Below are 21,340 nucleotides of genomic sequence, written 5' to 3'. Positions count from 1 at the left end.
GACTGCCGTTATAGGAACCAAGCGCGTGATCCATGCGCTTGGTTCTTCATTCATCCGGCTGGAAGGATGGAATGCCTCTCTCCTTATTGGACAACCATTACGGTGCCGAGCCTGTACCGGCCGTCCGGCTGACGGCCCTCCATCGCAAAATCGATGCCGGGTTTCCCTGTTTCGGGGTCCAAAATGGCAACATGCACCCCATAGGTGCCGGGCGCCAGATCCGCCGGAACGGTTAAATAGACAGCCCCGCGGTGCAATCCCGGCAGCCAGGCGCGAATATCGGCGGAGCTGCGGACTGACGCCGCCATACTGCCGTTCTGATCGAACAGGCTCAATTCCAGCGGCCAGCGGAAATAAAACGGTGCTGCGCCCCGGTTGGCCATGACATACCTGACATGCAGCGTCTCGCCGGGCTTCCTTTCTTGCTCATATTCGGCTTTGGTCACGGCAAAGCGGTACCCGATTGCGTTCAAGAAACGATTGATATTTTCTTGATAGGCTCCTCCGGCTTCCGCCCTCCAGGGAGCGGAAGGCCCCATCCAGGACACGTGAGTCAGCTTGGCCTGAAGCAGCGTCCCTTCAATGCGGTCATCCGAAAAAGCGGCCAGACGCTCGCTAAATTCCCCTCCGCTGGGAGACTTTTTCCAAAAATCCGGCATTGCCGGTTCTTTTTCACCGGTCAGCCAGGACGTGTAACCGTTCATGTACCAATCCCGGAATCCGCCGGCAATCGTTTCTTCATTGCCGAAGGCGTCGTTGAACAGACCCATTCCATGCTTCGCAGCGATGGCGGTCGGCCGGCGCATCAACAGGTGTTTGCCGGTGAACTCCTGCAAATATGGAATGACGTACCGGTCGGTAACGCTTCTCTTTGGAAATGCGATCGGGTTCGGTCCGTGATCCATCGTATGCCATTCGCCCCAATGGCCGATGCTTCCGAGCTGGATAAAGGCGACAAACGGGTCGTCCCGATAACGGTCTGCCAGAGCGGCGATCAGCTTGGCATGATATGAAATGAGGAGCGGATTGGTGTAATCCGGACTGAATCCCCGTCCGTACTCGATGGCGTACCATACGCCCTGACGACCGGTCTCCTCATAAAGCCAGTCGGGAATATCCATATGGCTTTCTTCCCGCGGATAATCCAGCACAACTCGCATGACAAGCTTTACACCTTGCTGCCTCCAGTATTCGAACCGGAACTTCCGCTCCAGTTCCTCGAAGTTGTAGACCCCCTTCTGCGGCTCCAGTTCCCTCCAAAACAGATTGGCATGCACAAGCCGGAACGGCTGGCTTGCCCGATTGTTGTCTCTGGCGTCCACGACAAAGCCCATGTAAGGGTTATTCAGTACCTGATCCGTTTCCAACGGGTAACTGCTGATGACCGCCTCCTCCTTCGCCGGCACCGTGCACGAATAACCGCTCAGGATACCCACAGACAGAAGAAGCAGCGCTGTCCGGCACCAAAATTTTCGATTCATGTTGCGCTCCTTTTTTCTATTCGTTATACGGTCCTCGCCCCGTTTTATGTTCCTGCGGCAATCCGCATCGATAATGCTTTATCCGATTGTAAATAGAGGCTGATAGAGAAGCAATAGTAAATAAAATGATTAACCTCTTTAATTACATCTTTTTCTATTTTATACTTTTAAGAAATGTTTATAACTGCTAGAATATTCTAGCCTGAAAGTACATCAGACCGTTTAAGGGAGATTGATGGATGAAAATATTAATTACCGGCGGGTATGGATTTATCGGCTCTTTCGTGGCGGAACGGTTTCATAAAGAGGGGGACCAGGTATTCATCCTCGATAATTTGTCCTCCGGCAGCAAAAGCAACGTTCCATTCAAGCATCGGGGATATATATTGAACGTAGAGGATCGAAACTGCGACGAAATTTTCCGGGCCCACCGTTTTGATGTCGTCGTCCATTTAGCCGCGCAAGTAAGTGTGGCCACCTCCATGATTCAGCCGGAGCTGGATGCCAAATCCAATGTGCTCGGCCTCGCCAATATGCTCACTTTGGCCCGTAAATACGGCATAAAGAAGTTTATTTTCGCTTCATCCGCGGCGGTATACGGCGCTCCAGATGAGGTTCCCATACGTGAGGATGCAGCCCTTAATCCCATCTCCCCTTACGGAATCAACAAGATGGTTGGAGAAATCTACTGTGAAAAATGGAAGGACCTGTTCGGCCTGGACACCTTATGCTTTCGGTTCTCCAACGTCTACGGGCCAAAGCAGGGCAATGGCGGCGAAGGCGGGGTCGTATCCATCTTCATTGAGCGCGTATTGGCTCAGAAAGAAATTCACGTTTACGGCGACGGGGGGCAAACGCGGGATTTCATCTATGTGGAAGATGTAGCCGATGCGATCTACCGCGCCTCCTATTCTTCGTTGAGCGGCGTTTTCAACTTGTCCACCTGTACCGAAAACCGGGTTACCGATTTGATCAAGCATCTGCAGCAGCTTCATGGCGCGATCGACGTTTCCTACAGCCAGCCCCGTGAAGGTGATATATACCGTTCCGCGCTCGACAACCGCCGGATTTTCCAAAGTCTCGATTGGGTGCCCAAATATTCACTGCAGGAGGGCCTCCGCAAAACCTATGACTGGTTCAAGCAGAACCATAGGGCGGATCACGCGAAGCCGGGAGAACAAGCCAAGACGCGTGTTGATCTAAAGAACCGGCTTGCGAAGCTTGCAAAGCTTGCAAAGCCGCTCCTGCCTTCCTTGGAGAATTTGTTTTGTTTTGCGGTGCTTCTCTGGATCACATTGAAGCTGCAGCCTGTCTCATCCTATTCGTTTGACTATAGTTTGCTGTATATTCTGCTGATCGGCCTTCTGCACGGAAGCCGCCAATCGATGCCGGCGACGGTACTCGCCTTCGGGCTTTATATATACCGGGAACTGGAATCCGGACGGGACTTGATCGCGCTGACCTACAGCTCCGAATTTTTCTTTCAGCTTGCCGTCTATCTGTCTGCCGGACTCGTGGTCGGATATTCCATCGACCATCGTACCCGGAAGCTGCGGAGCCAAGAGGAGAAGCTGCTGGAAGCAGAGGAGAAGTACAGCTTTCTGCATCATATCTTTGATGAAACACGCCTCATCAAGGATGAGCTGCAGCAGCAAATTTTGACGAACGGCCACAGCTTCGGCAAGCTGCATGCGGTGACGAAAGAGCTCGAGACGCTGGAGCCCGAACAGATTTTTACCGCTGCAGTCGGCGTACTGGAATCCATTATGAATACGGACAGCGTCACCATCCATACGGTCAACAAGCAGGGGAACTTTCTGCGGCTGGCAGCACACTCGAGCGGCATGACTGACGTGGCGAAGTCCGTCAAAGTGCAGGATTATCCCTATCTGAACGAGCTGCTGGTCAGCCACCAGCTATTTGTCAACAAAGACCTTAAGGCCGATCTCCCGCTGCTGGCGGCACCCGTCATCAGCGCCGGGCAGACGGTTGCCCTCGTCTCTGTCCATACGATCGAGTTCGAGCGGTTCACTCTTTACTATCAAAATCTGTTCAAAGTCGCCGTCGATCTCATTTCATCCGCGTTGACGCGCGCCCATTCGTATATTGAAGCGGTCGGCACCATCCGCTACGTGGATGGGATGCAGGGCAAAGTTCTCCGGCACGAGGTGTTTGCCGAAATCGTGATAAATAAGCAGAAGGCCAGCTCGCGCTACGGCCTCGACTTTATTTTGCTGACGTCGCTTGCAGACGGTTCCAGTACCGACGAACTCGCCGACCGGATCGTTGCGTCGCTGCGCGAAACCGATTATATGGGGATGGGCCGAAACGGTGAACTGCTGGTGCTGCTCAGCAACACAAACAAGGAAGAAGCGCAATTTGTGCTGGAACGCTTCCAGAAACAGAACATTTACATGAAAGTCGTCGAAGAAGGTCCCGAGTATGTTTGAAGCCCTTTATATCGCTTATCTGCTCGTCTGCGCCCTGATGATCGGTCTGCGCTTCCGGCGCAGTCCCCGGGAAGCCTGGGTTCGCTTCTCGTTTGCAGCCGCCTTCCCGGTCGTCGGCCTTACGCTGCCGCTCTTCCGGAGGCGTCCGCAACGGGATACGGACACCGCCCAGCGCGAACTTCAGCTCAATGAATTGTTGACTGCCGCTTCTCTTGACGTTCCTTCAGCAGCGTCCATACAGCTGCATACTCCGGAAACGGAACGGGAACTGAACGTTGTTTCGATTGAAGAGGCGCTTGCAATCAACGACCTGCCTTCGAGAAGACAGGCCGTGATCGATATGCTTAAAACCCAGTCGCTGGATCACCTGGAAATGCTCCGTCTTGCCGTGAGCAATGAAGATACCGAAACCTCTCATTACGCGGCAAGCGCCATTATGGAAATCAAGCGCAAGCTGAACCTGACCATTCAGGCACTTGCGGTTCAGTACGAAGAAAACCGCACCGACCGTGAAGTGCTTGCCTCCTATGCCGAGGTGCTGAGGGACTATATTCGCAGCGGCTTTCTGGACAGACAGACCTATCTTCAGCTTCGGCAAACCTATTCGGAGGTGCTCGGACACTGGATCGACGCCGATCCGCAAGCGGAGACCGCTTATATCGAGAAGCTGGACGCGGATTTGGAAATCGGGGACTATGCTTCGGCCGAACAGACGGCCGGTCGATATATGGAACGTTTTCCTGAGAAGGAAGAAGCTTATCTTGTCATGATCAAGCTCTACTATGTCCTCCGATTGCCCCATAAGCTTGAAGCGGCATTGGAACAGCTCAAGCGTTCACCGATCCGGTTGTCCAATAAGTCGATCACCATTGTCCGGTATTGGTCGAAAGGAGGGTAAAAAAGGATATGGCTCGAGAAAAAATACGGCTGAACCCGAGCATCTATATGATTATTGGCGGCATTGCCGTCATTGCGGTCGTCCTGCTGCTCACACAATCCAGCTTCTTCCAAAAATTCGGCAACCAAAATGATAACCGGGATCTGGCTCAGCGCATGCGGGCTGCCGCTTCGGCAGGCATTCCCCAGCCGGGCGGGTCTCCTTTTTGTCTGGTTTACAACGGTTCGGATGCTTTCAGCTCCAAGGTGAACGGGCAGGCATCCCGGGTGCTCGGTTATATGAAAAAACCGGTCCAAATGACCGACATCCGTAAGGCGGGTGCAGATTACCGGGGCTGCCAGGCGGTTATTATTTCCTTAGAGTCTCTGCGCCTTATCGGAGATATCAATCGGCTCGCATCCTATGTGGAGCAAGGAGGTTCGGTTCTTCTCACGATTGTGCCGGAGCCGGATGATGCCTACTACCTTCTGTCGCGCAAACTGGGTATTCTGGATACAGGCAACTGGGTGTCGAAAACTGGTATTCGGCTTTATGATAACGTAATTATCGGACAATCCGGCCTCCATATCGATGATGATTTCATAACCAATACCGTGCTGCAAGTCGAGCTGGATTCCGACAGCCATATCCATGCCGCCACTTCGGACGGAACACCGCTGCTCTGGAGCCGCCGCTATGGAAGCGGCAGCTTCACGGTGTTCAACGGGACGATGCTGCAGGAGAAAATCAACCGCGGCCTGCTGGCCGGTGCCATTTCCATGCTGCAGCCGGATTTTATCTATCCGGTGTTCAACGCCAAGGTGATGTATATCGATGATTTTCCCGCCCCTTTGCCGGCGAAGACCGAACTGGACATCTCTCCTCGTTATAAAGGAGATCTGCCCGAATTTTACCGGAATGTCTGGTGGAAGGATATGCTGCGGGCCGCGAGCCGATACAACGTCAAGTACAGCGGAGTGATCATCGAGTCCTACAATCACAATGTAGCTGCACCCTTCAGTTCGCCCGAGGATTCGGATCGCGAGGGGCTGATTGCATTTGGACGCGAACTGCTCAAGCAAGGCGGAGAACTCGGTCTGCACGGCTACAATCACCAGTCGCTTACGATGGATGAAACGACGGCAAGAAACTACGGATACAAAGCATGGTCTTCGCCGGAAAATATGTCACTGTCGATTGACGAGGCTCTCCGTTTTGCGAAAGCTTCCTTTCCGAATTACACGTTATCGACCTATGTCCCGCCCTCGAATGTATTGGGGCCGGAAGGACGACAGGCTCTTAAGCGAAGCTGGCCGGAGGTCGCCGTCGTCGCCTCGCTGTACGGCGAGGATGCCAGCGGCTTCTCTTATGTGCAGGAGTTCGAATTGGCGAAGGACGGGGTATTGGAAATGCCGAGGATTACATCCGGGTATATGAATGAGCCCTACGGGACTTGGTTCGCGGCCTCGGCGCTTACGTTGCACGGCTACTTTTCCCATTTTGTCCATCCCGACGATCTCATCGACGAGGACCGGAACCACGACATGAAATGGGAGTCGTTATATGAGCACTTTTCGGATATGCTGAAAGAGCTGCAGATGACGTATCCGTGGCTCGAAGCCAAGACTTCCGCCCAGGCAGCCGTGGCTGTAGAGAACGTATTGACGAGCGGCATTCAATTGCAGCATAACGGCAATTCCATTGAAGGGACGGTGTCCGGGAACGGGGGCAATCTGTCGTTTTTCCTGCGCACGACCAAAAAAATCGCCCGTCTCTCCGACTGCGAGGTGCGCAAAATTGATGACGGCGTCTACCTTGTACGTGCATCGGAGCCAACGTTTACCATTGAACTGAAAGAGGCTTAACCATGAGAATTTGTCTGATTGCCGAAGGTTCTTATCCGTACGTCACCGGCGGGGTATCGAGCTGGATCCACTCGCTTACCCAAAATTTGCCGGAGCATGAGTTTATTATGTTTGCCATCGGCGCGGAGGAAAAGCAGCGCGGCAAGTTTAAATACAAGCTGCCTTCCAACCTGACGGAGGTGCACGAAATTTTTTTGGACGGTTACCTGCATGAGCAGCGCAGCAAACGGCACCGGTTTCGGCCGAACGCCCGTGAGCAGGAATCGCTCCGTTCGCTGATCAGCGGAGACGGACCGGTGGATTGGCCCGGGATTTTTGACCTTTTGCGCTTGAACAAGCAGCTTTCCGCCGCCGATATTATGATGAGCGAGCATTTTTTCGACCTTGTGGTCGAACTGTGCGAGCAGCGGTACACACGGGTTCCTTTTACCGAAATGTTCTGGACCGTCCGCTCCATGATGCTGCCGCTCTTTCTTACGATCCGCAGCGCCATTCCGGAGGCCGACCTGTACCATAGCGTTTCGACCGGCTATGCCGGCGTCATCGGAGCGCTAGCCAAACATCTGTACAACAAGCCGTTTCTGCTCACCGAACACGGCATTTACTCCCGGGAACGGGAGGAGGAAATCATTAAGGCCGATTGGGTGCTCGGTTATTTCAAGGATCTGTGGATCGAGTATTTCTACCATTTATCTGAAGCGGCTTATACGATGAGCGATCAAGTGATTTCGCTGTTCGAGCGCAATCGCGCCATCCAGGTTGAAATCGGCTGCGACGCGAATAAAATACGGATTATTCCGAACGGGGTGAAAATGGCGGACGAAACGCCTTCGCCCGCGGAGCGGGAGGATGCGCAGGTGCGGATCGGCGCCATTGTGCGGCTTGTGCCCATCAAGGACATCAAGACGATGATCAACAGCTTTGCGCTCGTCAAACGCCAAATCCCAGCGGCCGAGTTATATATTATGGGACCATCCGAGGAAGACGAGACGTATTCCGAGGAATGCAGGCAGCTCGTCCGGAACCTTGGCGTCCGCGATATTCACTTCACGGGCCAGGTCAATGTTCAGGAGTACCTTCCGCGGATGGATATCATTTTGTTGTCCAGCATCAGCGAAGGGATGCCTTTTGCCGTACTGGAGGCGATGGCGGCCGGCAAGCCCTGCGTCACGACCGACGTCGGCAGCTGCCGGGAATTGCTGTACGGCGTGAGCGATCACTTCGGTCAAGCCGGAGTGGTCGTCCCGGTGATGCACTATGACCAGATGGCCGCAGCCGTCATCTCGCTCTGCAAAAGCCGCGCGCTGCGGGAAGAAATGGGACGAAACGGCTATAAGCGGGTGCGGGCCCGGTATACGCATGAGCAATTTATCCGTGACTACCGCGGGTTGTACCAACAGTATGAGGAGGCGGCAGCATGGCGGGAATCGGCTTCGAATTAAGAAAGTTATACCGCTCCGACAGTTTGTTCGGGCAGCTCCGGGCTTACGGCTACTCATCGATGACCGTCGTCGGTCCGATGGTTCTTTGCATGATTATGGTGATCGCCATCAACTTTCTGCTGACCCGCGCCGGAGGAAGCTATGCGGACAAAGAGCTGTTCCTGGTGACGGTCGTCTACGCTTTCATTTTTTCCGTCCTTATAACCGGCGGCCTGTCGATGACGCTGAGCCGCTTTATGGCGGATATGCTCTTTAAAAAACAGCCTGAGCATTTGCTGTCTTCCTATTACGGCTCGTCCGCCCTTTGCCTGCCGCTCGGCCTGCTGGTTGCTTGGCTGTTCCTGCACGGGGTGCAGGCACCCGCCGGCTATAAGATGGCCGCTCTGCTGCTGTTCAGCGAGCTGATTGTCCTCTGGCTGCAGGCCGTGCTCCTGACCGTGCTGAAGGACTACAAGCGCATTACGCGCAGCTTTCTCATCGGAGCGCTGGCAGGCATCGCCTGTGCCTGGCTGCTGGCCGAGTTTACGCCCTGGAAGACAGCGGCCGGCATGCTTGCTGCCATGGATATCGGCTTTTTTCCGGTCATTCTGCTGACAAGCATCCATCTCGAGAAGAATCTGCCGCCTCGCGACTGCCGCCTTTATTTCAGCTTTCTGGCTTATGTCCGCCGGTACCCTTCCTTGATGATGATTGGCACCTTTTTCTACGCCGGCGTCTATGTGCACAGCTTTGTATACTGGCTGGGACCGATGAATGAAGCGATCGCCGGCGGTTACCGGATCTCTCCCTTTTACGATACGCCGGTGTTCTATGCTTATCTTACGGTGCTGCCGACGCTGGTTACGTTTGTCGTGGTGGTGGAGACGACATTTTATGAGAAATTTAAACAGTATTACACCTTGATCCTGACCGGAGGCACCATTGCGGACCTTGCTTCCGCCCGCAAGGAAATGCAGCAAACGCTTATGCGGGAGATTGCCTTCATTATGGAGGTGCAGTTAATTTTCTCGGTTATTTCCGTAGCCCTTGGCTTTCAGCTGCTGCCGATGATCGGATTCTCCACCGGGCAGCTGCAAATCTATATGGTGCTCGTACTCAGCTATTATCTGTTTATCATCGCTTTTGTCATTATGCTTCTACTTCTTTACTTCGACGACCGGAAAGGTGTTCTTATGATCAGCAGTTCATTTGTTATATTAAACGCCGCCCTAAGCGCATGGACGATGCATGCGGAGGCTCATGGCTTCGGCATGCTCGCCGCCTCGATGGCCGCGCTTTGCGCCTCGCTCGCAAGAATCGTCTGGTATGCCGAGCGGATCGATTACCATACTTTCTGTGCGCAGCCTATTTCAACACTGCCACGGCCTTCCGCCCTCTCGCGCCGCAAGCTGCCCAAATCGCCAATGACCATGCTGCTGTTGCTGGCATTGGCCGTGCTTCTCGGCGCTTGTACCAACGACTCTGCGACGAATGAAACCTTGGAAGCGACAGAAGCGGAAAAGCCGCCGCAAACCGCCGTTACGCCGGACAAGCTGGTGGAGGACAAGCGGCTTTATGAGAGCGATCAGGACAACTCGATCACCGCTTTCTATGTGACGGTTCTCCCCGATGAAAGCGGCGGGCCGAATCCGTTCGACTGGTATCGGCTTAACAGTATGGAAGGCGGGGAATATGAAGGAACGCTGAAGGCGGTCGTGCAGGAGGGCTCGCCGGATGGCAGCGGCCCTGCCGCGGATGGTTACGGCTACAGCGCAAAGGAAGCCAATGCCACCATCGGTCTGCGCGGGAACTCCACCCGCTACTCAGCGCAACGGTCCTATAAAATCAAGCTCGATGACCAGGGCGGTCTTTGGCGCGGCCAGCGAACGCTTAACTTGAACAAGCATTCTCCCGATCCTTCGCGTGTGCGCAATAAACTGAGCTTCGACCTGTTCGAAACGATCCCGGATATGGCCGGTTTGCGCACCCAGTTTATCCGTCTGTTCGTCAAGGATTTGAGCGACAGCCGGGGTTCCGCCGGCACAGGCTTTCAGGACTACGGGCTGTTCACTCATGTCGAGCAGCCGAACAAACGGTTTCTTCGCACCCATCGGCTTGACCCGTACGGCTATCTGTACAAGGCCGAAATGTTCGAGTTTCTGCGTTATCCGGACGAGCTGAAGGCACATGACGATCCTGCCTACAATAAGGCCAAGTTCGAAACGAGGCTGTCCATCGAAGGTTATGGAGAGCATCAGAAGCTGCTCGGGATGCTGGATGATGTCAATAATCTCTCGATCCCGATTAACCAGGTGATGGAGAAGCATTTTGATCTGGACAACTATTTGACTTGGGTCGCTTCCAACATACTGATGGACAATATGGATACGAGTTCGCATAACTTCCTTATCTATTCGCCTTTAAACTCCAATAAGTGGTACTTTCTGCCGTGGGATTATGACGGAGGATGGGAACTCGAGAGATTGAAGGGAAGATTAAGCCCTTATGCAACCGGGATCAGCTATTATTGGGGGGTCAAGCTGCACAACCGCTTCTTCCGCAGCGAAGAGAATGTCAGACTGCTTGAAGCGAAGATGAATGAGCTTTATCAATCTTATATTAATGAAACAACGGTTTCCAGGCTGCTGTCCCGGTATGCCCCCGTTGTCCAGCCTGTCATGAAGAATTATCCCGATATCGGCTTCTTGCCGATTCAATTCGGCCGGATGGATGAGCAATACCGGCAAATCGCCTCCACGCCGGCGCGTTCCATGCAGCGGTTCAAGGAGGATTTGCTCCGGCCCAAACCGTTCTTCCTCGGCGATATTCTGCAGAAGGGAGACACGGTTACGTTTCCATGGGAGCGTTCCTTCGACCTGCAGGGAGACGATCTCGTTTACGAGTGGACACTCGCAAAGGATCCCGCCATTACGTCCGTCGTCAAGCGGCAGACGACTAGCGGAACCGCCGTTCAGCTGAAATCGCTCCAGCCGGGAACTTATTATTGGAAGGTTACCGTCAGCGACGGCAACGGACACAGCCAGATTGCCTTTGACACGCATGTGGATATCGAGGGGACTAAATATTTCGGTGTACGGGAAGTGAAGGTGAACTAGACCCGATGGAATTTATGGGACGCAAACTCCGCCACGAGTTAAAATATTTCCTGCATATACATGAATACTTGACGATCCGCCAGCGTATTTCCGCCGTGCTCCCTCTGGACTCCAACTCAAGGAGCCCGGAAGGGTACAACATTCGCAGCCTTTATTTCGACGGTCCCCAGGATCACGCCCTATATGACAAAAACGACGGCATATTCGGCAGGCGCAAATACCGAATCCGTATCTATAACGAGGATGATTCCATCATCCGGCTGGAGCGGAAAAGCAAATACGGGGACTACGTGAACAAAGAAGGCGCGACGCTTACCCGCGACGCTTATGTCAAACTGCTCGAGGGGGACGCTTCGCTCCTGCGTCATGAGGAACATCCGCTGCTGCGCGATTTTTATATGGAGATCACGCAGCGCGGCTTCCGTCCGGCAGCCATCGTGGATTACATCCGCGAGGCTTATGTTTACCCATACGGAAATGTGCGCATCACGTTTGACAAAAAACTGAGCGCGGGAATCGGCTCCTTCGACCTGTTTTCGCCCCATCTCGTGCTGCGGGAAGCACTGGACACGTCCCGCACGATTCTGGAAGTGAAATACGACCGTTACTTGCCCGATGCGATCCGGTCCCTCGCCGCTCCGAGCACCAGCAACCGTTCCGCCATTTCCAAATATGTCATTTGCCGGGAAGCCGCCATGCTTCACTTTAAACCGTAAAGGGGAACTTGCATCATGAACGATGTTACGAATTTTCAAGACTTATTCAAAAAAAGCGTCCTTCATCTCGACGCCTTCCGCAATGTGTCGTATGTCGATATTCTGCTGTCGCTGCTGGCCTCTTTCGGGATCGGATTGTTCATTTTCTATATTTACCGCAAAACATTCCGCGGCGTTGTGTACAGCTATAACTACAACGTCACCTTCGTATTGATGACGATGATTACGTCGCTTATTATTATGACGATCAGCACCAACATTGTCTTGTCGCTCGGGATGGTCGGCGCGCTCAGTATCGTCCGCTTCCGGACCGCGGTGAAGGACCCGCTCGATATCGTCTACATGTTTTGGGCGATCTCCGCCGGGATCGCAACCGGCGCCCAGCTGTATCCCGTCGCTCTGATCGGCTCTTTGGCCGTCGGCGCCGCCCTGCTCTGGCTATCCCGCCGCAAGCTTCGCGAGCAGCCTTATCTGCTCATTATTCGGCATTCGGATGCCGCAGCCCAGAATGTCAGGACGGCGCTGAGTAAGTTCACCTACACCCTGCGTTCCAAAACGGTGCGCAAGGATATGATTGAACTGACCGTCGAGCTTAGACTGCGTGACGACAATACGTCATTCGTCAACCAACTGTCCGAAATTGAAGGCGTATCGGATGTATCTCTCATTAATTATACGGGCGATTATGCCCAGTAACCGTCTGTCCAGGAAGCGGACGATCGTGATGTAAGGTCACGGCACTTTCGGCGGGCTTCAAAAAGATGATAAGCCCATTCGCTTACGGTCTTTGTGAAGCCCGGTCATATCCGATTGCCCTCCCACCTTTCCTTATCAGGTGAAGAACGAGAGTGCAGCTGGTCTCTTTCCTGCTTTAGTCCTTATACGGATCAAACTCATTCGCCCCCGCCATGCACACCCCGATTGGCCTCAGTACATGCAGAACCTCTATCGTTTCCGCATGCGCATCCAGCACTTCCTGGAGGTTACGGTAGACAAACGGGCTTTCGTCGGTCCCGGCCCCGCGAAGCTCGACGCCGAAGTCGCGAACGGCTTGCATCATTTGTTCCGTCGAAATCTGCCCGCCGGAGCGGGTACGGGTTTTCCAGTTCATCTTGCCGGCGGCTTGCGTACGGCTCATGATCCGGCCGGCCCCGTGCACGGTGCTGTGGAACGAATCGCGATTTTCGTAGTTGATGAACCCGCTTGCCGTCTTATGACCGAACCCCCGGCTGCCGAAATGGTTCCAGATCCACAGCCGTCCCGTCCCGACCTCCTCGAATAAATCCACGAAATGATTGCTGCTGCCGACAGTCCCGAGCTGGTCACGAACCAACGCCTTTAATTTGTCGTGCTCTTGCCGCCCGATGGCCGCATACACACCCCAATCCGGATCGTCGAACAGCTCGTGTCCACCTTCTCACTGTTAACGCGACCGATCCCGAAGGAGACTCTGCGGGCTATCTGGTCCATAATTGCCGGCAGTTTCGGTTTTATATCCGCTGCAAGCTAGTTCGTCCGAACCGCTTTGTTGCCGCACGCGATATCGTAGTCGACTCCCGAAGGCGATATTTGCCCGTCATACACGACAACGCCGCCGATCGGCTGGCTGTAGCCTTTATGATGATCGGCCATAAGCAGCGCTTGAACAACATTCCCGTGCTCCGCGCATGTTTTGGCTTGCGACAACGCGCCCGGGTCGGGATTGCCCCAGACGCGCACGCCATCTATTGTTTGATAAGCCATATAAGTGCTACAATTCTATAGATACTATCAGCTGCAAATCCCCTTCCCCGCCCTCACCCATCTTGGCAAATCAGCACACGGTCGTTACAATAAGCGGTACACATTACTTCCATGCTTTAGGCGCATTCTTGTTACAATACTGGGCTCATCGGTCATTGTTTTAGACATGGCCCTTCGTCTAACTAGGAGGTCCAACTTCCCGTTGGCGGGTTATGCTCGCCTTTGCCGAAATGGGTTACCTTCGCAGCTATTCCTCAATCAAATCCGTTGTCCAGTTCATTTCTTGAATGCGAAAATCAAACTCCCGATAAGCTTTGGACAACTCGTCGGTTTGCGCTTGAATCTTCGCAACGTCTACCGTCCGTTCAAACTTCACTTCCGAACGGCTGAACCGGTCATGCTTAATGGACGCATGCTCGAGGATGTCGCTTAAAATTTTCCGATGCTGCATCAACCGATCCCGCTGGGCCAAAGCATCCGAGATGCTAAGCTCGCTGTTGAAGGAAGTCAGGGCATTCGTTTTGATTTTTCGTATCCAATTCGTTTGTTCGGTCAACGTTTGCTCCAGTTCGGCGATGAGAGCCTGGGGATCCTCCGACGGAGCTTCGCCTTCCTGGACCTTCACAACCCTTTCAAGTCTTTGTTTCAGCTGTGCGATTTTCTTTTGGCTGTCTGCTCGCAGAACAAGCGCTTCTGCCAGTTTCATATTCTCTTTCTCCTCCCGGGACGTGCTTCATGTTTCTATCTTCGCTCATTTCAAGTCCATTGAACATGGCCGAAGTATGGCGACATTACTCCAATCATGACAAGCGGCCGTGAATGAACAGGCATCCATAACCGCCAAGCGGAGCACAAGCTAGTAGAACGATCCCGAAAAACCGTTGCCATTACGGGTTGTTCTTGGCTGCTAACGGAGGCAGTTGACGTTATTCTGCTCATGTTGTTCGATTTGAAAATCTAACGGAAGTATCGGACCTTATTTCGGTTTTTCGGTCTGAAAATAGACCATTTAAATAGATTAAGAGCTGTGAGTTCCGTTAGCTATCCAAATGGGCTCATTAATGCAAAATAAGAGCACCCAGTTCCGTTAGATCATCGGAAGGTTTTTCGGAGCGATTTGCTAGGTTTTGCCGGAGGCAAAACCGCTTCCGGCGAGGAATAGACGGGGAAGGCTGACTGCAGGACTCGAACCTGCCGTAATGCCCTTGGAATAACTGGTGTGCTTAAGTAGCGAAGAAACCCTCCCCGGCGCCTCGCCGGCAATGATTGAGGCAGAGTGATTCCGCCTCATCTTGTCCAGTCCATGCCGGCTTCACGCTTTTATATTCGCTCATCTTCGGGTTTGCGAACAGGGCGAAAGTATGACGATGATGAAAAACGGGGTTAAGTTGAAACCGCGGCAGCATGACCGCGATAAGGTATTTTGGTAAAACGGTTGGAAACGGAAGATGCAACAATCGCGTCCGGTTTCACTCTTGCCGACAACCCCATGGCCTCGATTCTTCCGACCATATCCGCCACGAACGCAGACGTTTGATTCCGCTTTTCATCCGTGCCCGCATCAATATCGATAAACAGCTGCAGACCTGCGCCTTGATAGACATGCGGCAGGATGATGTCCTCCAGCATGGCGCGCTTCGCGTCGTCAAAGTAGGTGGCAATCTCCTGGCTGAACGTCGTCTCCAGCGTCAGCTTCTCCCTGATCGACCGGATCTCCCTTGGAATGATCACCTGACGGTAGCAGAACCAGGCGCCGCGACCCGGGCGAAAAATAACAATCGACGTAATAAACTTCGTATGCCCGGCATGGACCTGCGCGTCCGTTCCGATAATCAGCTTAAATGCCGCACACGGATCGGTTCGCATGAAGCTCTGAATCCGGTCATACACCACGCTTAGCGGCATGTTTCTCTCCGAGAAGTTCCGGAATACTTTTTCGTGAATAAAAGGGAATTGTCGTTTTTTCATAAGTGTCACCTGTAACGCAAGGCAGGCTTCTTCCTTTCTTTTTGGAATTTGGCACGGCTGCGGGAAAAATAAAAAGCTATCTGTCGCCGGTTCCGCCGCTGCTTTTCATCAGGGAAAGAGAAATCCGGGTTCAGATAGCACGATACACGTACATAAGGGACAACATCGCCCAATCAACTTCAAGGGTCTAAGCGATAAATGATACGGCCGACCGTTCCGTTGTTTCGTGACTCGGGTATCTGCCTGCTGTCGGTTTTTCTCCTGCTGAGCTTTCTTATTGTGCCATTGTTTACCGTTTTTCATCATTCGCACCCCGCTTTGTGATCTTAATTAGATATGTACTTTGAAGGGATCAAAAAAAGACCCCCGCTGCCCCGATCCTTCCCTACAGCATGTCAGCTATAGAATAAACAACCTGCCTCGGCTTCACAATCTGATTTTCGCCCAATAAGCATTCCGCGAACAGGGTGAAAGTATGGCAACGATCTGTCGCGAATCCTGTACGCGTTCTCCTGCTTCGACAAAACGGTAAGCTACGACGATACCGCAAATACATACCGGATCCGGGTCACCTTTTTCGCCGATGAGAGCGAGTTTCTGCTGTCCAAGATCCGTTTTCTTGGGAAACGGGTGAAAATCATCGAAGGCGATAATCTGAAACGCCGCATGCTGGAGTCGGCTTCCAAAGCGCTGGCCCAGTACTGGAATAAAAAACCAGCCTGCCGACAATTGCCGACAGGCTGTGTAAAACGAGTTTAATTCATCCATCCAAGCGCCTTCAGCATCCGGTACAGAGCCATGGCGGTTTGCCCCCGGTCCGCGGTTTGATCCGGGGCGAATGTATTTCCGGTAAACCCTTTGAGCACTCCTGCTTGTACAGTGTATGCCACCGCATCCGATGCCCAGGTTCCGATCTTCTGCCCATCCTGGAACGTGATCATTTGGTGCTCTCCGGCATCGGTGGATTCCGGTGCCTTATCTGCGGCTTTCATCGCCCCTGCAATGAGAACGGCAAGCTCCTGGCGGGTGATCGGATCGTTCGGGCGGAAGCTTCCATCGGAATCACCCTTCACCAAACCAGCCTCGGCAGCGGCCGTTATTGCGCCGGCATACCACGCGGCCGGTTTCACATCATGAAATGAAGGCGCCGTCTGCTTCGGCAATATACCGAGCGCTCTTGTCAGCATTTGCACGAATTGCGCGCGGGTCACCGCGTCCGATGCACGATAAGATCCGTCCGCATACCCATTGATGATCCATCTTGAAGCCAACGTTTCAATCTCTTTTTTGGCATAATATCCGGCGGACAAGTCGCTGAACGTTCTTTCATTCTTGACGACCGAATAGACGGAGAAGCCTTGACGGTACAACGTTGCCGTCACGTTGCCGTCCGTATCGGCAAAGATCGTCGGGACTGGAAAATACGAATGGGTTGCGGGATTATAAACGACCCCGGTCATATTCGCGAACGATGCGGCATTCGACAAAGGAACCTGAAGAGTTCGGCCGACAAACGTTGTGAAGTTGGCGATTTCGATCGGTGTCCCTTCCGCTGCCGTTACCGTTACGCTGAAATCGACCGGCTCAAGCAGCCGCACTCCCCCCATAGCCCCAATGGTTCGATCCAATTCCTCCGTCTGGCTCACGCCCGCTTTGCTTATACTTATCGTTACCACGGCGCCAGCGGGTGCAAGGTTCAGCTGATTTAACGCTGACACGACAAGTTCCGCCGGCAGTTCGACCGAGCCGAGAGAAGTTCTTACGGTCAGCAGCGCCGAACCGTTGCGGTCAAGGAGCAATTGGAACGATCCGGCGTCTATCTCCGTGTTCACTGCGTCTCCGTGAGCCGTTACATCCAGAAGCAGCCTGGATGAAGTTCCGCTTGCTTCAGCAAGCTGCATGAAACGGTTTGCATCAACAACAGCGGTCACCACCAGGCGTCCGGACTGATCCGTTCTGGTGGTTGCAGCGATTGTGCCTGCGGTTGCTTCGGTGCCCGTTGGCGGAGCAGCCGGATTCGTGCTGCTTGACGGGACTGACCCGTCCGTAACCGGTGAATTGCCCGTTTCTTGCGGATGTGCGGTGACCCGTATCGTCAGCGGGAGACCACGGTTTCCAGCCTGATCCGTCGCGGTTAGAGTCAGGCTCGTTCCTTCCGGCTGGGGCGAAATGGGTATCGCAAACTCGCCTCTTTCATCGGATTGAGCCGATCCGAGCAGCTGGTCCGTCTTCCATAATTCAACTTTAGCGTAAGGCTCGGTAACACCCTTGACGCTGGTGGAATTGTCCAGAACTTCACTGACGGTAACGGTCGGAGGTATCGTGTCGACGTCCCCGCTATCGCGGATGTTGACGTAGGCGGCATCCCCTTCTCCGTTCGTGTCATATGGATAGATGGCGATATCGCTGGCTCCTTGCGGAATGACCGTTCCGGAAGGAAGCGCGAATCCATAGAGCGGCAGGCCGAGTACTTTCATTTCACCGATCAACGCTTTCTTGCCGCCCTTGGAATCGGTGAAATAAAGCCGGTATCCAAGAACCATATGTTCATCGTTCCGATCCCAATGGACTGTTCCGCCGATCCGGCCCGCGGCGTTATCCATATCCGTGAACCCGGGTCTGTTCGGAGCAGGGATAAATACGCTGCCCTGAGGACGGATCGCCTCTGCCGTTTGCAGATCTCCGAATAGAATTACGAGCGAGCTGGGAGCCCGGACTCCGCCTGCGTTATAAGCCGTCACATAAAGCATCTCCGACGTCCCCGGCATTTGCTCCGCGTTCAATTCAATCTCATACGGCTTACCTGCGGAGATATCCGCGATTTCAGTGCCATTTCGCAGCGTTACCTTATACCCGGCAACAATTCTCGATTCCGGTTTATACGTTTCCCACTTCAATGTCCCTGCAACTTGATGTGCGGCCGGATCCAAGTCCGTAAACGAACCGATTAACGGTCCAAAAGGAGCATCCCAAAGCGGGATCGATACGAACCGGTCGCTCTCGGCATATTCGTTAACCGCCTTCACCTGTATCGCTGCCGTCTGATCCGGCAAAGCCGTATTTTCCGGAACCGTAAGCGATACATCGCCGGCAGTTCCGCCTTTCGGGACGAAACCGAGCCGGCTGATAGCTTTTCCCGACGAATCCGTCAAATAGACGTTATATCCCGTCACATACGACTGGTCCGAAGCGCCGCGGAACGTCACATTTCCGCTTATTTCTCCAACCGTCTGATCCGAATCGGAAAAACTCAGGTTCGTCGCTTGAACGCGCGGCTTTTTGATTTCATCGATGCTGGTATAGCGGTATAACGATTTCGTATTTTTGCTGTACAACCAGACCGCATCGCCGCCTTTCGAGAGAAGCGCGAAATCGGCGGTAAACGGAAGCCTGAACGATAACACACCGTTACGATAGACGGATGTGGCTGTAATGACATCCTGTCCTTTGGCCGCCAGTACTTCCGTATCGAAAGTGACGGCGGGAGACGCCGCCGTTAATGTGTCTGCCTGAAGCTTCGTCTTTCCGTAGTAGGCATACACACCATCCATGATCAGCCCCTGTTTCGGATAAGAAAAACTCGGAGACGTTGCGGATACAACGAACGTGCCTGAATTCCGCTGCAGCGCGACCGTTTCCGAAGAGGAAAGCCCCTTTTCGGATACAAACAGCTTGTCCGAGGCGGCGTCATAAAATAAATCGGCGCCGTAATAGGTCGGTGCAACGGGATTGCCGGTCAGCATGACCTTCGAGACGGTGCCGTTCACCCGGTGAAAAATCGGATCGTGACCGGATATGTTGTCGTTATCCCGGGTGAAGAACAATTCGCTTTCGTTTACGACTGCGATCGACTTGGGCTCCTCATTCAGCGGGATGAGATGAACCGCGGAGGACGCCTCGTTATACACCGCATCCGTCACAGCCACATGCGTTGCCCCATGGAGCGCCACGTAAACGTTATCGCCCGCCAGATCGACGTCGGTCGGCATTGAACCGATATAAACTTCTTTCGTTACCGTCATCGCAGAAGCGTTTATGTATAATAATTTGTTGCTGTCGCGGCTGACTGCAATGACCTGATCGTGTGCTTCATCGTAAGCCAAGTCTGTCAGCTCGTTCAGAAGCGTTAAGCGGTTGTCTTCCTTCGCAGGCTGCTCCATATCCAAAGCCAATGATACGACAATCTTTTGAATCGACTTCGAAGAGGATATGAAGGTGTAAAGCTCATTCTGCGGCCCGATAAGCGCTTTACTCGCGCTGACGGGAACCGAGCCCGCTTTCTGAAACATGTTCCGGTCAAAGACGACAACGGAGGAGCCTGCCGGGTCTGTTCCTACCGCATAACGGTTATTGACATCGGTCAATTTCAAATCTTTAAAGGTGCCGTATATTTCTTTCAAATTGGCTTTATTAAACTCTCTGCCGGCATAAAATAATTGCTGCCCATCCACGATAAGCGTACGGGAAGGGTAAGAAAATCCATAATCGTCGTTGTACCCTGACTGATCGACGATCGTCTCGGTATCGATGTCGTAGGCGACCAACGCGCTGCCGCTCAAACCCGATTCACCGACATACAGCCTGTCCGCCGCCGGATCAACGGCAAGATCGGCCTGATAGTAATTGTGGGGGTAAACATCGACCTGATGTTCGCAGGCGGAACTGCAAGCAAGGTCGTAGGAATAAATGAAACTGAAGCTGTCTTTTTCAACATAGTACAGCTTGTTCCCTTTGGCGGCGACCCTTTGGGGGATATGGGGGGCCGTCACCGTATTGACAATGCTTCGGGACGCGATGTCCACAATTTGAACCTGCTTGGATGCCGGAATCGGCACATACAATTGACCGTTGTCCATCTTGACATCCGACGGAACGCCCGCCAAATCGACATTGCCCTTAAGCGTAAAATCGCTCAAATCGATGAATAATAGCTTACCGTCATCTGTCGCTGCATAGATGGACCGATTCGTTTCATCCAACATCCACTCCTGCACATTTCCGCCAATGACAAGATTTCCAGTCGTTTCCGCAAATGCCCTCCCTGCCGGTCCGATGCCCGACAAGACGGTTGCGGCAATGATGACACTCAGTATTACCGCTTTGATCCTGCTGCCAATACGACTCATTCTGGTACCCTCCATCAATAAAAGAAAATAAAAAATCCCGGGTGTGCGCGGCATCGCGCAAGCCCAGGAAAAAAAACCTTAAATAGAATTAAGGTTGTCCCTTGGCGGCCTGGCGATCATGGTCCGTAAGGACGTTAGACCCATGGCTTTGCGTCACCTTTTTTCAAAGGTTTTGCCTTTATCTTTGGGATAAAATACCTATATGTCGAATACATGGTTAGTATAATGGTTTATGTCGAAGTTTGGCAATATGTTATTTTTTTCTTCACAATTGCAATTAAATATATAGTTTCGATTAACTCTTGTCAAAGGGAGCTGATATTAGGTGTAAATATATAACTTGGAGTAATCGTACAATCAGGGGGATGCAAGATCACAAGACTTAGTTCTTAAGTCATAAAAAAAATCGTGATGGAGCCAAGAGCTCGTCCAAACGATATATCAATCCTTCAAGGTGAACCTAGAGAAGGCAACTGTCGATCGCAGTAACATTCATCATATTTATCGATGTATTCATAACCTGCTTTTATTTCGGAGAATAAAAATTATCTATTATATTTATGACTTTATACGTATT

11 protein-coding genes, 2 pseudogenes and 1 riboswitch are annotated in these 21,340 nt (G+C 52.9%); of the genes and pseudogenes, 8 read left to right on the top strand and 5 right to left on the bottom strand.

The window, feature by feature from the left end; all coding sequences use genetic code 11:
- Positions 1-83: 83 nt before the first annotated feature.
- Positions 84-1,481 carry a DUF4832 domain-containing protein gene (locus VN24_RS11435; RefSeq protein WP_148505226.1) on the bottom strand — a complete coding sequence of 466 codons (1,398 nt, stop codon included), beginning with the start codon at positions 1,479-1,481 and terminating at the stop codon, positions 84-86.
- 239 nt (positions 1,482-1,720) lie between these two features.
- Between VN24_RS11435 and VN24_RS11430 the strand changes: the two genes are divergently transcribed.
- Genes VN24_RS11430 through VN24_RS11395 form a run of 7 tightly spaced genes read left to right on the top strand, consistent with a single transcriptional unit; the run spans position 1,721 to position 12,622 of the window.
- Complete coding sequence (locus tag VN24_RS11430; RefSeq protein WP_045670511.1) at positions 1,721-3,931, top strand: NAD-dependent epimerase/dehydratase family protein; 2,211 nt, start codon at positions 1,721-1,723, stop codon at positions 3,929-3,931.
- Positions 3,924-4,829, top strand: a complete 906-nt coding sequence (locus VN24_RS11425; RefSeq protein WP_045670510.1) for a hypothetical protein — start codon at positions 3,924-3,926, stop codon at positions 4,827-4,829. The genes VN24_RS11430 and VN24_RS11425 overlap by 8 nt, the downstream gene beginning before the upstream one ends.
- Positions 4,830-4,837: 8 nt before the next feature.
- Positions 4,838-6,673, top strand: coding sequence for a DUF2194 domain-containing protein (locus tag VN24_RS11420; RefSeq protein ID WP_045670509.1), 1,836 nt, complete (start codon positions 4,838-4,840; stop codon positions 6,671-6,673).
- Positions 6,674-6,675: 2 nt separating this feature from the next.
- Positions 6,676-8,115 carry a GT4 family glycosyltransferase PelF gene (gene pelF, locus VN24_RS11415; RefSeq protein WP_045670508.1) on the top strand — a complete coding sequence of 480 codons (1,440 nt, stop codon included), beginning with the start codon at positions 6,676-6,678 and terminating at the stop codon, positions 8,113-8,115.
- The gene (gene pelG / locus VN24_RS26300) at positions 8,091-11,210 is read left to right on the top strand and encodes an exopolysaccharide Pel transporter PelG (RefSeq protein WP_052702899.1); all 3,120 of its coding nucleotides are present in this window, start codon (positions 8,091-8,093) and stop codon (positions 11,208-11,210) included. The genes pelF and pelG overlap by 25 nt, the downstream gene beginning before the upstream one ends.
- 5 nt (positions 11,211-11,215) lie before the next feature.
- On the top strand, positions 11,216-11,926 hold the full coding sequence (locus VN24_RS11400) for a polyphosphate polymerase domain-containing protein (RefSeq protein WP_045670507.1): 711 nt from the start codon (positions 11,216-11,218) through the stop codon (positions 11,924-11,926).
- Between the two features lie 15 nt (positions 11,927-11,941).
- Complete coding sequence (locus VN24_RS11395; RefSeq protein ID WP_045670506.1) at positions 11,942-12,622, top strand: DUF4956 domain-containing protein; 681 nt, start codon at positions 11,942-11,944, stop codon at positions 12,620-12,622.
- A 175-nt stretch (positions 12,623-12,797) separates the two neighbouring features.
- On the opposite strand, the pseudogene VN24_RS11390 reads toward VN24_RS11395, so the two are convergent.
- The 3 genes and pseudogenes from VN24_RS11390 to VN24_RS11380 form a co-directional block, all read right to left on the bottom strand.
- Positions 12,798-13,669, bottom strand: a pseudogene (locus VN24_RS11390) (RtcB family protein).
- Positions 13,670-13,916: 247 nt separating this feature from the next.
- The gene (locus VN24_RS11385; protein ID WP_045670505.1) at positions 13,917-14,375 is read right to left on the bottom strand and encodes a DIP1984 family protein; all 459 of its coding nucleotides are present in this window, start codon (positions 14,373-14,375) and stop codon (positions 13,917-13,919) included.
- A 677-nt stretch (positions 14,376-15,052) separates the two neighbouring features.
- Entirely contained in the window at positions 15,053-15,637 is a 585-nt protein-coding gene (locus VN24_RS11380) for a ribonuclease H-like YkuK family protein (protein WP_045670504.1), read from the bottom strand.
- Positions 15,638-16,111: 474 nt separating this feature from the next.
- Between VN24_RS11380 and VN24_RS28165 the strand changes: the two are divergent.
- A pseudogene (locus tag VN24_RS28165) lies at positions 16,112-16,396 on the top strand (WYL domain-containing protein); the annotation flags it as partial.
- Here VN24_RS28165 and VN24_RS11370 read toward each other — a convergent pair.
- On the bottom strand, positions 16,393-20,763 hold the full coding sequence (locus tag VN24_RS11370; RefSeq protein ID WP_045670502.1) for an S-layer homology domain-containing protein: 4,371 nt from the start codon (positions 20,761-20,763) through the stop codon (positions 16,393-16,395). The pseudogene VN24_RS28165 and the gene VN24_RS11370 overlap by 4 nt on opposite strands.
- A 100-nt stretch (positions 20,764-20,863) precedes the next feature.
- Positions 20,864-20,950: riboswitch (cyclic di-GMP riboswitch) on the bottom strand.
- Between the last annotated feature and the right edge of the window lie 390 nt (positions 20,951-21,340).

Source organism: Paenibacillus beijingensis (assembly GCF_000961095.1).
Taxonomy (GTDB): Bacteria; Bacillota; Bacilli; order Paenibacillales; family Paenibacillaceae; genus Paenibacillus_O; species Paenibacillus_O beijingensis.
Note: the sequence above shows the minus strand (reverse complement) of the source record. Positions and strands in the feature narration are given on the sequence as shown.